Source organism: Paraburkholderia tropica, assembly GCF_914484835.1.
Taxonomy (GTDB): Bacteria; Pseudomonadota; Gammaproteobacteria; order Burkholderiales; family Burkholderiaceae; genus Paraburkholderia; species Paraburkholderia tropica_A.
On sequence record NZ_CAJZAR010000033.1, the window covers coordinates 52365 to 66924 of the forward strand.

13 protein-coding genes are annotated in these 14560 nt (G+C 66.6%); 9 read left to right on the plus strand and 4 right to left on the minus strand.

Translation table 11 applies throughout. From position 1 onward, the window contains the following. Nucleotides 1–16 precede the first annotated feature (16 nt). From lepB to nagZ, 7 genes are all read left to right on the plus strand, one after another. Nucleotides 17–913 carry a signal peptidase I gene (lepB, locus tag LDO54_RS06685; RefSeq protein WP_224008318.1) on the plus strand — a complete coding sequence of 299 codons (897 nt, stop codon included), beginning with the start codon at nucleotides 17–19 and terminating at the stop codon, nucleotides 911–913. 177 nt (nucleotides 914–1090) lie between these two features. Further along, the gene (gene rnc / locus LDO54_RS06690) at nucleotides 1091–2278 is read left to right on the plus strand and encodes a ribonuclease III (RefSeq protein WP_224008320.1); all 1188 of its coding nucleotides are present in this window, start codon (nucleotides 1091–1093) and stop codon (nucleotides 2276–2278) included. A gap of 93 nt (nucleotides 2279–2371) precedes the next feature. Next, entirely contained in the window at nucleotides 2372–3277 is a 906-nt protein-coding gene (gene era, locus LDO54_RS06695; RefSeq protein WP_224008323.1) for a GTPase Era, read from the plus strand. Nucleotides 3278–3308: 31 nt separating this feature from the next. Next, nucleotides 3309–4358, plus strand: coding sequence for a DNA repair protein RecO (gene recO / locus LDO54_RS06700; protein ID WP_224008326.1), 1050 nt, complete (start codon nucleotides 3309–3311; stop codon nucleotides 4356–4358). Continuing rightward, on the plus strand, nucleotides 4355–5122 hold the full coding sequence (pdxJ, locus tag LDO54_RS06705; RefSeq protein ID WP_224008329.1) for a pyridoxine 5'-phosphate synthase: 768 nt from the start codon (nucleotides 4355–4357) through the stop codon (nucleotides 5120–5122). Before recO ends, pdxJ begins: the two co-directional genes overlap by 4 nt. Before the next feature lie 69 nt (nucleotides 5123–5191). Beyond that, nucleotides 5192–5614, plus strand: coding sequence for a holo-ACP synthase (acpS, locus tag LDO54_RS06710; RefSeq protein WP_224008332.1), 423 nt, complete (start codon nucleotides 5192–5194; stop codon nucleotides 5612–5614). A gap of 76 nt (nucleotides 5615–5690) precedes the next feature. Further along, nucleotides 5691–6731: a beta-N-acetylhexosaminidase gene (gene nagZ, locus LDO54_RS06715; protein WP_224008335.1), complete on the plus strand. Its 1041-nt coding sequence runs from the start codon at nucleotides 5691–5693 to the stop codon at nucleotides 6729–6731. 116 nt (nucleotides 6732–6847) lie between these two features. On the opposite strand, the gene LDO54_RS06720 is transcribed toward nagZ, so the two are convergent. The 4 genes from LDO54_RS06720 to earP all read right to left on the minus strand — a co-directional run bounded on the left by LDO54_RS06720 (nucleotide 6848) and on the right by earP (nucleotide 11154). Further along, nucleotides 6848–8233, minus strand: coding sequence for a sigma-54-dependent transcriptional regulator (locus LDO54_RS06720; protein ID WP_224008338.1), 1386 nt, complete (start codon nucleotides 8231–8233; stop codon nucleotides 6848–6850). 413 nt (nucleotides 8234–8646) lie between these two features. Further along, nucleotides 8647–8856 (minus strand): CsbD family protein, encoded by a 210-nt coding sequence (locus tag LDO54_RS06725; protein WP_224008469.1) that lies wholly within the window; start codon nucleotides 8854–8856, stop codon nucleotides 8647–8649. Nucleotides 8857–9134: 278 nt separating this feature from the next. Further along, nucleotides 9135–9692, minus strand: coding sequence for an elongation factor P (gene efp / locus LDO54_RS06730; protein WP_224008341.1), 558 nt, complete (start codon nucleotides 9690–9692; stop codon nucleotides 9135–9137). A gap of 163 nt (nucleotides 9693–9855) precedes the next feature. After that, complete coding sequence (gene earP, locus LDO54_RS06735) at nucleotides 9856–11154, minus strand: elongation factor P maturation arginine rhamnosyltransferase EarP (RefSeq protein WP_224008344.1); 1299 nt, start codon at nucleotides 11152–11154, stop codon at nucleotides 9856–9858. 189 nt (nucleotides 11155–11343) lie between these two features. On the opposite strand from earP, the gene uvrC reads away from it, so the two are divergent. Both uvrC and pgsA read left to right on the plus strand, forming a co-directional pair. Next, the gene (gene uvrC, locus LDO54_RS06740; protein WP_224008347.1) at nucleotides 11344–13638 is read left to right on the plus strand and encodes an excinuclease ABC subunit UvrC; all 2295 of its coding nucleotides are present in this window, start codon (nucleotides 11344–11346) and stop codon (nucleotides 13636–13638) included. A gap of 134 nt (nucleotides 13639–13772) precedes the next feature. Beyond that, nucleotides 13773–14363 carry a CDP-diacylglycerol--glycerol-3-phosphate 3-phosphatidyltransferase gene (pgsA, locus tag LDO54_RS06745; RefSeq protein WP_224008349.1) on the plus strand — a complete coding sequence of 197 codons (591 nt, stop codon included), beginning with the start codon at nucleotides 13773–13775 and terminating at the stop codon, nucleotides 14361–14363. Nucleotides 14364–14560 lie beyond the last annotated feature (197 nt).

Below are 14560 nucleotides of genomic sequence, written 5' to 3' on the forward strand. Positions count from 1 at the left end.
AACAACGGACCTCTACATGAATTTTGCGCTGATCCTTTTTGTGCTCGTCGTTTTGACGGGCATCGCGTGGGTTGCAGACAAGCTGGTTTTCATGCCGCGCCGGCGCCTCGCCGCCGATGCGGCCGTCGCCGAGTTCGACCGTCAGCAGCAGCGTGTGGGCGAGCGTTTCGCCGACGAGAACGCGCCGCAAACGCGTCAAAACCTGCGTAACGAAAAGCTGCGCCAGCCGTGGTGGCTCGAATACACGGCGAGCTTCTTTCCCGTGATCCTGATCGTGTTCCTCGTGCGCTCGTTCGTCGTGGAGCCGTTCAAGATTCCGTCGGGCTCGATGGTGCCGACGCTGCTGGTGGGCGACTTCATCCTCGTGAACAAGTTCGACTACGGCATCCGTCTGCCGATCACCAACACGAAGATCACGCAGGGCCGCGGCCTCGAGCGCGGCGACGTGGTGGTGTTCCGCTATCCGAAAGACGAGTCGGTCGACTACATCAAGCGTGTGATCGGCCTGCCCGGCGACGTGGTCGCGTATCAGGACAAGCAGCTCACGATCAACGGCAAGCCGGTGCCCGAAGCGCCGCAAGCCGATTACTTCGACGAAGAGCGCATCGGCTACGCGAAGCAGTTCACGGAAGATCTCGGCAACGGCCGCAAGAACAACATCCTGAACAACCCCGCCGTGCCGCCGTTCATCGTGGGCGCCGAAGACTATCCGTATCGCGACAACTGCCAGTACAACGCACGCGGCGTGATCTGCAAGGTGCCGGCCGGCCATTACTTCATGATGGGCGATAACCGCGACAACAGCGCCGACAGCCGTTACTGGGGTTTCGTGCCCGACGCGAACGTCGTCGGCCGCGCGTTCTTCATCTGGATGAACTTCAGCAGTCTGAAGCGCATCGGTTCGTTCGAGTGATGGGCGCGTGTTGCGGCTCGCCGCTGCAACACGCTCAGCCAGCATCGAGCGCGCGAACGAGTCGTCCCGCATCTTCGCGCGCTACTTGAAGAACCCGCGGTAAGGTCGCTTCATCATGGTTTTTCGCCCGCCGCCCCGCGTTTTCGCCGGGGGCGGCGGGCGCGTTATACTCTCCCCATGCCCCAATCTCCGTTGGAAAGCCGACTGCGCTACGAATTTCGCAATGCGGAATTGTTGCGCCAGGCTCTCACCCACCGCAGTCACAGTGCCACGCATAACGAACGCCTCGAGTTTCTCGGCGATTCGGTCCTGAATTGCGCGGTGGCGGCCCTATTGTTCCAACGTTTTGGCAAGCTGGACGAAGGCGACCTCTCGCGCGTGCGCGCGAATCTGGTCAAGCAGCAGTCGCTCTACGAGATCGCTCAGGCCCTCAATATCGCCGACGGCCTGCGTCTCGGCGAAGGCGAGCTGCGCAGCGGCGGCTTCCGTCGTCCGTCGATCCTCGCGGACGCGCTCGAAGCCATCTTCGGCGCGATCTTCCTCGACGGCGGTTTCGATGCCGCGCAGACGGTCATCAAGCGCCTCTACGTGCCGATTCTCGATCACATCGACCCGCGCACGCTCGGCAAGGATGCCAAGACGCTGCTGCAGGAATACCTGCAAGGTCACAAGATCGCGCTGCCCACCTATACCGTGGTCGCCACGCATGGTGCGGCGCACAATCAGCAATTCGAAGTCGAATGCACGGTGCCCAAGCTCGACGTGAAGGTGTCGGGCTCGGGCGCGAGCCGCCGCGCGGCCGAACAGGCCGCCGCGAAGAAGGCGCTCGACGAGGTCGTGGCCGCCGCGCCCGCGCTGGTGACCAAGCCGCGCCGTTCGAAGGGCGCCCGCGCGCCCAAGCCCGAACCCGAAGTCGTGCCGGGCGTGACCGGCGTGCAGGGCGCGCTCGATCTGCGCTCGCCGGAACGCCGTGCGCGCGGCGACCGGCCCATTCTGGGCGTGCCTGCTGCTGTTGCGGCGGCGACGGGCGAGGCGGGTGAGCGCGCTCCGGTGTCGCTGGCCGCGCCGCTCGCGGTGATCCGCGCCGCGCACGTGCAGGAAAAAGGTGCGGAAAAGGGCACCGAGAAGGGCGCTGAAAAACCCGTCGAAAAATCCGCTGAAAAGCCCGCCGACAAAGCCTTCGACGGCGTGCCGTCGGCCGGGTCGATCGCATCGCGCGCCACGCGCAGCCGCGAGGCGCAAAATGGCGCTTCGGGTGATACGGGCGCGTCGAATGACGCATCCAGCACCTCGTCCGGCGCCGTCGAGACGAGCGCCGAAGTCGGCGCGGCGCTGCCCGTGCGCGCCGCCGACGCCGGTCACTGAACCTGTCGAGCGCGCGCGTCGTCCGCGCGCGCCGCATCTGTCGCATCCTGTCTGTTGCAGCCCAATCTGTCGCATCCATTCTCCGATCCGATCATGAACGCTCCCACCACTACTCCTGCCGGTTTTCGTTGCGGCATGGTCGCGATCGTCGGCCGTCCCAACGTTGGCAAATCCACGCTGATGAACGCCCTCGTGGGCCAGAAGATCAGCATCACGTCGCGCAAGGCGCAGACCACGCGCCACCGCATCACCGGCATCAACACGACCGAAGACGCGCAGTACATCTTCGTCGACACGCCGGGTTTCCAGACGCGCCATAGCACCGCGCTGAACCGCTCGCTGAACCGCGCCGTGACCTCGACGCTCAGCTCGGTCGACGCCGTGCTGTTCGTGATCGAAGCCGGCAAGTTCGGTCCGGACGACCAGAAGGTGCTGGACCTGATTCCGCCGAACGCGCCCGCGATCCTGATCGCCAACAAGATCGATACGGTGAAGGACAAGGCCACGCTCTATCCGTTTATCGAAGGCGTGCAGAAGCTGCGCGAATTCCGCGAGATCGTGCCGCTGTCGGCGAAAAATACCGACGACATCAAGCGTCTGCTGGCGGTGCTCAAGCCGTATCTGCCCGAAGGCGAGCCGATCTACGGCGAAGACGACCTGACCGATCGCAGCGAGCGCTTCCTCGCCGCCGAAATCCTGCGCGAAAAAGTGTTCCGCTGGACCGGCGACGAACTGCCGTACACGAGCACGGTGGTGATCGAGAAGTTCGAGCAGGAAGGGCGTCTGCGCCGCATCTTCGCGACGATTCTCGTCGAGCGCGACACGCAGAAGGCGATGGTGATCGGCCAGAAGGGCGCCAAGCTCAAGCAGATCAGCACCGAGGCGCGCCTCGACATGGAAAAGCTGTTCGACGGTCCGGTCTATCTGGAAACCTTCGTGAAGGTCAAGAGCGGCTGGGCCGACAACGAAGCCGGTCTGCGCGCTTACGGCTACGAGTGATCCGATCCGCCGATCCGCGACGACTGACAGGATGAGCGACGGGATGAGCGACGGCGAAACCGGAACCCTGAACGACGATTGGTCCGCGCCCGACGCGCCCGACGCGCCCGACGCGCCCGACGCGCCCGACGCGCCTGACGTGAACTCGCGCGCCGACGACGACTTCGAGTCGCCGTCCGGCGGTGGCGCACGCACGCCGCCCGCGCGCAGCCGGCGCGCGAAACCCGCGCTGAAGGCCACTTCGTCGTCGCGTGACGATCTGGGCGAGGGCGCCGACGCCACGCTCGAACGCCGCGCCGAACCGCGCGCGCCCCGCAAGACCACCGCGCGCTCGCAACTGCCGCGCACGCCGCGCAGCACGGCTTCCGACTATCGCGTCGCCGAGCAGCCGGCCTTCGTGCTGCACAGCTATCCGTATCGCGAAACCAGCCTGATCATCGACGTGCTCTCGCGCGATCACGGCCGCGTCGCGCTCGTCGCGAAGGGCGCGAAGCGTCCGCATTCGGCGTTGCGCGGCGTGCTGCAAACCTTCCAGCCGCTCACGCTGAACTGGACCGGCAAGGGCGAGGTGCGCACGCTCACCGGCGCCGAATGGGTCGGTGGCATGTTGCCGCTGACCGGCGACGCGCTGCTGTGCGGCTTCTACGTCAATGAGCTGCTGGTGAAGTTCCTCGCGCGTGAAGATCCGCATCCCGCGCTGTTCAATCATTACGTCGTCACGCTCACGCGCCTCGCGCACGATCTGCCGCCCGTGCAGGTGCTGCGCTCGTTCGAACGCGTGCTGCTGCGCGACACCGGCTACGCGCTCGCGCTCAACCGCACCGTGAACCGCAAGACCGTGGTGGCCGAAGGGCGCTACGTGTTCGATCCCGAGCGCGGCGTGCGCGAAGCCTCCGACGAGTGGCCCGCGCACTGGCCGGTGCTCTCGGGCCAGACGTTGCTCGACATGGAAGAGGACGATTACCATCGTCCCCAGACCGTCACGCAGAGCAAGGCGCTGATGCGTTTCCTGCTGAATACTTACCTTGGCGGCACGCCGCTCGCGACGCGCCAGATCCTGATCGACCTGCAGAACCTATGAGCTTCTTTCTGACTTCGCCCAACGTGATCGACCTCGGCGTCAACATCGACCACGTCGCAACGCTGCGCAACGCGCGCGGCACCGCTTATCCCGATCCGATCCGCGCGGCGCTGCTCGCCGAAGAAGCGGGCGCCGATGCGATCACGCTGCATCTGCGCGAGGACCGCCGTCATATCGTCGATGCCGATGTGCGCACGCTGCGTCCGCTGCTCAAGACGCGCATGAACCTCGAATGCGCGGTGACGGCCGAAATGCTCGACATCGCCTGCGAGATCCAGCCGCACGACGTCTGCCTCGTGCCCGAGAAGCGCGCGGAACTCACGACCGAAGGCGGCCTCGATGTCGCCGGCCAGTTCGAAGCCGTCGCCGCCGCCTGCCGTCAACTCGCCGCCGCGGGCTGCCGCGTCTCGCTGTTCATCGACGCGGACGAAACGCAGATCCGCGCCGCGCAGGCCGCGGGTGCGCCCGTGATCGAACTGCACACCGGCCGTTACGCCGAAGCGCACGAAGCCGCCGAACAACAGCGCGAATTCGAGCGCGTGGTGGCGGGCGTGAACTGCGGCGTGAGCCTCGGCCTGAAGGTGAACGCGGGCCACGGTCTGCACTACACGAACGTGCAGCCGATCGCGGCCATCGAAGGCATCCACGAACTCAATATCGGCCACGCGATCGTCGGGCATGCGGTGTTCGTCGGCTGGGAAAACGCGGTGCGCGAGATGAAGGCGATCATGGTGTCGTCGCGTCTCGCCGCGCAGCACGCGTAACGCCGCCGCGCCGCCGCTGCGCGGCGCGCTTATCCGCAGCATCGCGATCACGTTCATCACGAGGATTACATGGCGATTTACGGCATCGGCACGGACATCATCCAGGTGAGCCGTGTGCAGGCAGTGATGGAGCGCACCGGCGGGCGCTTCGCGCAGCGCGTGCTCGGGCCCGAGGAACTCGCGGTCTACGAGGCGCGCAAGGCCCGCTCGGCCACGCGCGGGCTTGCGTATCTGTGCACGCGTTTTTCCGCGAAGGAAGCGTTCTCGAAGGCGATCGGCCTCGGCATGCACATGCCGATGACCTGGCGCGCCGTGCAGACGCTCAACGCGCCCGGCGGCAAGCCTTACATGGTGGCGAACGGCGACCTCGTGCAATGGCTCGAGGAGCGCGGCATCACGACCCACGTGACGATCACCGACGAGCGCGATTACGCTGTCTCGTTCGTGGTCGCCGAGACCGACCGGCCGCCGGTTCAATCTGCCGCGCGCTGATTTCCGTTTGCTGATCCCATTCATCCCTTCGCGCCGCGCGCGTTCGCGTGGCGCGGCCTTCAACGCCCAACGATCGATGAAACTCATTCCCGGACCGGTCATGCTCGACGTGGTCGGCACGTCGCTCAACGAAGACGACGTGCGCCGCCTCGCGCATCCCTCCACCGGCGGCGTGATCCTGTTCGCGCGCCACTACGAGAACCGCGCGCAGCTCGTCGCGCTGACCGACGCGATCCGCGCCGTGCGCGAAGATCTGCTGATCGCCGTCGATCACGAAGGCGGCCGCGTGCAGCGCTTTCGCACCGACGGCTTCACGGTGCTGCCCGCGATGGGCCGCATCGGCGCGCTGTGGGACAAGGACGTGCTGCTCGCGACCAAGCTGGCGACCTCGGTCGGCTACATCCTCGCGAGCGAGCTGCGCGCCTGCGGCATCGACCTGAGCTTCACGCCGGTGCTCGATCTGGGCTACGGCCAGTCGAAGGTGGTCGGCGACCGCGCGTTCCATCGCGATCCGCGCGTGGTCACGCTGCTCGCCAAGAGCCTGAATCACGGCCTCGCGCTCGCGGGCATGGCGAACTGCGGCAAGCACTTTCCGGGACACGGTTTCGCGACCGCCGACTCGCACGTCGCGGTGCCGGTCGACGAGCGTCCGCTCGAATCGATTCTCGGCGAGGACGCGCTGCCGTACGACTGGCTCGGCCTGTCGCTCGCGGCGGTCATGCCCGGCCACGTGATCTATCCGAAGGTCGACGAAAAACCGGCGGGCTTTTCGCGCGTCTGGGTCAAGGAAATCCTGCGCGACCGTCTGCGTTTTCCGGGCGCGATCTTCAGCGACGATCTGTCGATGGAAGCGGCGCGCCAGGGCGGCACGCTCGCGGAAGGCGCGCGCGCGGCGCTCGACGCGGGCTGCGACATGGTGCTGGTCTGCAACCAGCCGCACGAGGCCGAAAAGGTGCTCGACGCGCTGCGCACCGACGAGCCGTCGCGCGAGCGCAAGGCGTCGTCGAAGCGCATCCGGCGTTTGCTGCCGCGCGGCAAGGCGCTGCGCTGGGACAAACTGGTGGCCGATCCCGCGTATCTCTCGGCGCAGGCCTTGCTGCGCAGCGTGCTGCCTTGAGCTGAGCGCGCGGCACACCGCCAGAAAGCAAAACGGCGGCCCTTCCGAAGCGAAGGGCCGCCGTTTTTTTACGTGCGCACTTTGAAGCGCGCGCACCGTCGCGCGGATCCGTTGGATCAGTTCAAGCGCATGCGCTGCAGCTTGTTGTAGAGCGTCTTCGGGCTGATGCCGAGCAGCGATGCCGCGCGATGGCGCGTGCCGCCCACGGCGTCGAGCGTCGCGCGGATCAGCATTTCCTCGACATCGGCGAGCGGCGTGCCCACCGTCACCTGCACGCGGTTGCCGTTGCCGTCGCGCGCCGCGGCGCCGTTGCTTTCCTCGGCCTGCAGCGTTTCGAGCACTTCGCCGGACGCGTGCCACGCGCGCTGCACGCGCTCGTGCAATTCGCGCACGTTGCCCGGCCAGTCGTAGCCCAGACATTCGCGGATGAAGGCCGGCGAGACGAGCCGCGTCGTGCCCGTCAGGCCGCGCTGATGCGCGTCGAGATTGAGCGCGTCGACGCAGGCGGCGGCGAGGAGGGCGGCGTCTTCGTCGCGCTCGCGCAGCGGCGGCAGTTGCACGGCGGCGGCATCGAGACGCAGCCACAGATCCTCGTGCAGCACGCCTTGCTGGACCGCGTCGCGCGGGAACACGCGCGTGGCCGCGATGAGGCGGAAATCGGTGCCCACTTCGCTGCTGCCGCCGACGCGCATGAAGGTCTGCGAGTCGAGCGCGCGCAGCAGCGCTTCCTGCTGGGCGCGCGGCAGATCGGTGAGTTCGTCGATGAACAGCGTGCCGCCGGCCGCTTGATCGACGAGACCGGGTTCGCGCTGCTCCGCGCCGCTGAACGCGCCGCGCTCATGGCCGAACAGGATGCTCGCGAGCGGCCGGCCGCCCGCGGACTCGGCGGTCAGCGCGCGCGCGTCGCAGACCACGAACGGCCCTTTGCGGCGGCGGCTCAGCTGATGCAGCGTGCGCGCGGCGACTTCCTTGCCGGTACCGGGCTCGCCGTGCACGAGGATCGCCGCCTCGGTAGGCGCGAATTGCTCGATTGCGTCGTAGACGTGCTGGATCGCGCTGCTGCGGCCGAGCATCGGACCGAAGCGGCCGAGGTTGCGCAGCGTCGCGCGCAGCGTGCGCACTTCTTCGCTGAGTTCGTACGGACGCGGAATGCGCGCGAGCAGGCTGCGCAGGCGCGGAATGTTCACCGGCTTGAGCAGATAGTCCCAGATGCCGTGGCGCAGGCCTTCGATCGCGCTTTCGACCGTGGCGTTACCGGTCATCACGATCACGGGCAGCGCGCCGCCGGGCGGCTGGGCGGGCAGATGCGGGAGCAGTTCGAGGCCGCTGCCGTCGGGCAGGTTCAGGTCGACGAGCACGACGTCGGGGATGAAGCGTCCGAGCGCCGCGCGCGCGTCGGCGAGCGTGGCGGCGGTATCGACCGAGAAGCCGTCGGCGGCCAGGATGGCGGAGAGGCCGGACAGGCTATTGGGATCGTCTTCGACAATCAGGGCGTGTGGCATGGCGCAAGGGCTGACGGATAAGCGCAAGCGCGATGCGCGCGCACGCGGACGCACGCGGCGGACAAGCCCCGCGCGGCGTCGCGGCACGCACGGGCGCGGCGCGATACGGAAGAGTTCAACGAGATCACCGAAGTGTCCCGAGGCAGGTTATTCAGTTCCGGTCCTCCCAGATTGGCGCTCGCTTGCAGCGGCCTTGCCGCCAGGTTCGTCCGCTGTCGTTTGCCTTGATTCGTTTCGCGGACCCGCCGCTGAACGTCGCGGATCCGGCAGCCGACACGCCGCGCGCTGCGCCGGCCCTGAGCGCCGCAATCCGCCGCGCCGGGCCGTTTTTTTACCCCCAACACCGGCCGCCGTTCATGCCGGGCCACCGGCGGTTTCCGCAAATCGAAGCAGCCGCTATGCCGCCGCGCCGCTCAGTCGAACGGCCGATGCGCGTCGAACCAGCGCCGTACCTCCAGTTCCGCCTCGTCACGTGTCTTGCCGTAACGTTCCTGGATCAGTCCGGCGAGGCGATCGGCGCGGCCTTCCGCCTTGGCCAGCTCGTCATCCGTGAGCTCGCCCCAGGCGGCCTTGGCCTTGCCGATCAGCTGCTTCCACTTGCCTTCTGCGATGTCGTTGTTCATCGGTTTCTCCTGGTTCAGGGAAGAGTGCTGCGGCAGCCATGATGAAAAATGGCTATCCCACAAATAAACCAGCAGAAACCATGCCATGAGCGCCTTGCCTTGCTGCGCCGATGTGACTCGCGCTTTGCGCTCAGGCAAAACCGGTAAGGTTTTCCCATGGCACTCACAAACATACACGTTCGGCAAAAAAAGAAAAAGCGCCCCGGAGGGCGCTTTCGCGATTGCATCCGCCGAACATCGATGCGGACGCGCTCGCCTTGCCGTTCGCCTCGCGAGGCTTAGGCGCGGCTGCGGTACTCGTTCGTACGCGTGTCGATTTCGATCTTGTCGCCGATATTGCAGAACAGCGGCACTTGCAGTTCGAAGCCCGTGTTCAGCTTGGCCGACTTCAGAACCTTGCCCGACGACGTGTCGCCCTTGACAGCCGGTTCCGTGTAGATGATTTCGCGCACGAGCACGGTCGGCAGTTCGACCGAGATGGCCTTCTCGTTGTAGAACACGACTTCGCAAGCCATGCCGTCTTCGAGGTAGTTGAGGGCGTCGGCCATCATGTCGCCTTCGACTTCGTACTGGTTGTAGTCGGCGTCCATGAACACGTACATCGGGTCGGCGAAGTACGAGTACGTCACTTCCTTGCGGTCCAGCACGACGACGTCGAACTTGTCGTCCGCCTTGTACACGGTTTCCATGCCCGCGCCAGTCAGCAGGTTCTTGAACTTCATCTTCACGACGGCGGCGTTACGGCCCGATTTGTTGTACTCGGCCTTCTGCACGACCATGGCGTCGTTACCGATCATCACGACGTTGCCGACGCGGAGTTCCTGTGCGGTCTTCATAAAAAACTGTCCTGTCCAGATTAGATAGCTTTGGGTGTGCGCGACGGCAAACGTCGCAAGCGGTTCGTTGCGGCCCCTTGCTGGAACCAGCAAGGCGCGCGGAAATCGAGGCCGCTTGAGTCTGCGGAGACTGCGCTTGAGACGGCTGCCGCCGGGTAACCGCTTATTTTAACTGAGTTTTTGCGAATTCGGCCAGATTTCCGGCGAGATCGCCAGTGAGGGCCAGTTCGGCTGCCCAGCCGTGCGCACGCGCCTTCAAGGCGGGCAGATGGCGGGCGAGATCGGGCCAGTTGACCTCGCCGTAATTGAGCCCGTCCGGCGCGGTGGCGGCGTTCCCTTCAGTGTTTCCCTCAGTGTTCCCAGCAGTGCTCCCCTCAGGCGCGCCAGCCGCGTGCCCGGCGTTGCCGTTCCACGCATGCCAGAAGCGTTCGAGCGCGGCGCGCGGCGCGGCGTCGAGCGTGCGCGCGTAGTGCTCCAGCGCGGCGTCGAGCTTGGGCAGATGCGCGTCGTCGGCTTGCGGATAGATGTGCCAGACGAACGGCCGCGCCGCCCATTGCGCGCGCACGAACGAATCCTCGCCGCGCACGAAATTCAGGTCGCTGACCCAGAGCAGCGCGTCGTAGCCGCGCTGCTCGGTGAAGGCGAGGCCGTGCGCCGTGAGCGAGCCGCGCTCGCCGCGCGCGCCCGCGCCGAACGCCGCCATGCCGAAAAAGCGCGCGAGCGCGCCCGAGATGCGGCCTTGCGGCACCAGCAGCACGATCGGCGTGGGGCTGTCGCGCCACTGTTCGAGCAGCGCGTCGATGGCGGGATTCTCATAGGCGAACAGTGAGATCACCGTGGCTTCCGGGCCGGGCGGCGGCCCGCCCGTCGCGCGCTGCCACCAGGCCGCGCGCGCTTCGGGCGAGGCTTCGAAGGCGGCGCGGGCCGCGTCGAGATCGCGCTCCTTGAGCACGCCGCCCGTGCCCGTGCCGAGGCCGGGGAAGAAGAAGTGCTTGAGCAGCGCGTAGCGCGGATGCGGCGAGGGCCGCAGATGGAAATCGGCGACCCAGTCCTCGGCGCTCAGGTATTCGAGATTGAGCCACACGGGCGTGGGCGTGCGCTCGGCCATCGCCGCGACGTACACCGACGGCAGTTCGCAGGCGAACGCCTCGATCACCACGTCGGCGATCCGCAGCGTCTCGCCCGCGTGATCGGGCTCGTGCCAGTGCTCGACGCGCACGCCTTCGACCGTCTGCGTCGCGCGCGACGCGTCGAGCGCGGGGCAGAGCCGTTCGAAGGCGTGCAGGTCGTCGACGAACAGGCGCACTTCCCAGCCGTGTTCGTGCGCGAGCTGGCGCGCGAGACGCCAGCACACGCCGATGTCGCCGAAGTTGTCGATCACGGCGCAGAAGATATCGCAGGCGAGGGGCGCGTCGGCCTCGGATGGGGCGCCGGGCGCGGCGGAGCGGGGAGCGTTGGACATGGCTGGCGTAGGGGCTGCGTGGCTGGCGGCGGCGGGCCGGCTGGTTCTGGCCCGCGCGGAATGATCTAAACTTGCGATTCTAGGACAGCCGCATGACCGCGTCGCGTTGCGCGCGCGGTGGTGCTCCGCCCGTCGGCGCGCAAGCATTCACCGACGCACATCGACGCTCTCAGACGTCCCCCAGACTGGATGACCGATTCCAACGATCCCGCCGATTCCGCCGGCGCCCCCGACGTACCCGCCGCTCCCGCCGCCGAAGCGTTCGACCCGAAGGAAGTGCTGGCGCAACTGCCGCATCTGCCCGGCGTCTATCGCTATTACGACACGCACGGCGCGGTGCTCTACGTGGGCAAGGCGCGCGACCTGAAGAAGCGCGTCTCGAGCTATTTCAACAAGACGCAGCTGTCGCCGCGCATCGCCATGATGGTGACGCGCATCGCGCGTATCGAGACCACGGTCACGCGCTCGGAAGCCGAAGCGCTGCTGCTCGAAAACAACCTGATCAAGGCGCTCGCGCCGCGCTACAACATCCTGTTTCGCGACGACAAGTCGTATCCGTTCCTCAAGCTCACGGGGCACAAGTTCCCGCGCATGGCGTATTACCGGGGCGCGGTCGATCGCAACAACCAGTACTTCGGACCGTTTCCGAGCGCCTACGCGGTGCGCGAGAGCATCCAGATCCTGCAGCGCGTGTTTCAGCTGCGCACCTGCGAGGATTCGGTGTTCAACAACCGCACGCGGCCGTGTCTGCTGCATCAGATCGCGCGCTGCACGGCGCCGTGCGTCGGCGCGATCAGCCAGGACGATTACGCGCGCGACGTGAGCAATGCGTCGCGTTTCCTGCTCGGCCGCCAGAACGAGGTGATGAAGGAGCTGGAGACGAAGATGCACGGGTTCGCCGCCGAGCTGAAGTTCGAGCAGGCCGCGGCGGTGCGCAACCAGATGAGTTCGCTGTCGACGGTGCTGCATCAGCAGGCGATCGAAACGGGCAGCGAAAGCGACGTCGATATTCTGGCCGTGGTCGCGCTGGGCGGCCGCGTCTGCGTGAATCTCGCGATGGTGCGCGGCGGCCGCCATCTGGGCGACAAGGCGTACTTTCCGGCCCACGTCGAGCGCGCGCTGACCGACGAGGAAGGCGGCGTGGCCGAAGCGATCGGCGAGGAGGCGGTGGCTGCGGCGACGGCGTTGAAGTCGCTGCCGTCGCTGGCGCGCAAGGCGCTGGTGGCGAGCGCGGGCGCGGCGGCGCAGGAAGAAGACGAGGAGCAGGCGGGCGCGCAGGAAACCGGCGACGACAGCGATGACGCAGGCGATCAACCCGATCCGCTCGCGATCGCGGAAGAATTCGGCAGCGAAACCGAAGCCACCGACACCGCCGACGCTCCCGACGACGAAGCCGCCGCAAAGCCGAAATCCTCGAAACGCGCAGCCCGCGCGAACGGCATCGAATCCGAAGTGCTCGACGCCTTCATCGCGCAGCATTACTTCGGCAATCGCGTGCCGCCAGTGCTGGTGGTGAGCCATCCGCCCGCGAACCGCGAACTCGTCGACGTGCTCTCGGAACAGGCCGGCCACAAGGTCGCGGTGCTGCGCCAGCCGCAAGGCCAGAAGCGCGCGTGGCTCGCGATGGCCGAGCAGAACGCGCGCCTCGCGCTCGCGCGGCTGCTTTCGGAACAAGGCTCGCAGCAGGCGCGCACGCGCACGCTCGCGCAACTGCTCGGCCTCGAACTCGACGATCTCGCGCATCTGCGCATCGAGTGCTTCGACATCAGCCACACGATGGGCGAGGCGACGCAGGCGTCGTGCGTGGTCTATCACCATCACAAGATGCAGTCGGGCGAGTACCGGCGCTACAACATCACGGGCATCACGGGCGGCGACGATTACGCGGCCATGCGCCAGGTGCTCACGCGACGTTACGAGAAGATGGTCGCGCAGTCGGCGCGCAACGAAACCGACGAGGCGCAGGCGCTGCAAAGCACCGATCCCGCCAATCCTTCCGCGACGCCCGAAGGCGCGGAACCGGTCGCGGCGGGCGGCACCTTGCCCAACATCGTGCTGATCGACGGCGGTAAAGGGCAGGTCGAGATCGCGCGGCAGGTGTTCGACGAACTCGGACTCGACCCTGCGATACTCGTCGGCGTAGCCAAGGGCGAAGGGCGCAAGGTCGGCCTCGAAACACTCGTATTCGCCGATGGCCGCGCGCCGCTCGAACTCGGCAAGGAAAGCGCGGCGCTGATGCTGGTCGCGCAGATCCGCGACGAGGCGCACCGTTTCGCGATCACGGGCATGCGCGCCAAGCGCGGCAAGACGCGTCAGACGTCGCGGCTCGAAGAACTCGAAGGCGTCGGCGCGAAACGGCGTCAGCGTCTGCTCGCGCGCTTCGGCGGCCTGCGCGGCGTGATGGCGGCGAGCGTCGAGGACCTGGCGAGCGTCGAAGGCATTTCGCACGCGCTGGCCGAGCAGATCTATCAACAGTTGCATTGAGCGCTACGTCCGCGCGCGCCCGAAACAGGGCGGCGCGCGGGCGCGAACCTTACGCTTGCTTGTGGCGGTCCCGGCGACGCGGCACAATTGCATCTCCCATAATTGCAACATCCCCTGACAGACTGCGCGCGCCGATGCCGTTCAATATCCCGATTCTCCTGACGTGGCTGCGGATCGTGCTGATTCCGCTCGTGGTAGGCGTGTTCTATCTGCCGCAGTCGGTGCTGAGCCCGATGCATCAGAACGTCGCAGCCATGTGGATCTTCATCCTCGCGGCGCTCACCGACTGGTTCGACGGCTATCTCGCCCGCAAGTGGAACCAGACCTCGTCGTTCGGCGCGTTCCTCGATCCGGTCGCCGACAAGCTGATGGTTACGGCCGCGCTGCTCGTGCTCGTGCATCTGCAGCGTCTCGATGCGGTGATCGCGCTGGTGATCGTGGGCCGCGAGATCGCGATTTCGGCGCTGCGCGAGTGGATGGCGCAGATCGGCGCGTCGAAAAGCGTGGCGGTGAATCAGCTCGGCAAGTTCAAGACCGCGTGCCAGATGGTCGCGATTCCGATGCTGCTGTTCTACGCGCCGCTCACGCTCGGCGGCTCAACGCTGTTCGATTCGCGCGTGTGGGGCACGTGGCTCATCTACGTGGCCGCGGTGCTGACGATCTGGTCGATGCTCTATTACATGAAGCTCGCGTGGCCGCAGATCCGCGAGCGCGGCAGCCTCTGAGCAGGGGCGGGCGCACGGTGTTTCAACGCCTGCGCTCAACGCCTTCGCGCCACCCCCTCGAATCTTTTTTTAAAAAGTTCAGCCGAAGGGGTTGACACGATTCAGCGGCTTATACATAATCTCACTTCTCCGCTGCACGACAAGCAGCAAACGAAGCAGATGCGGTGGAGATAGCAGGAAATAGCCGAAGATAAGCA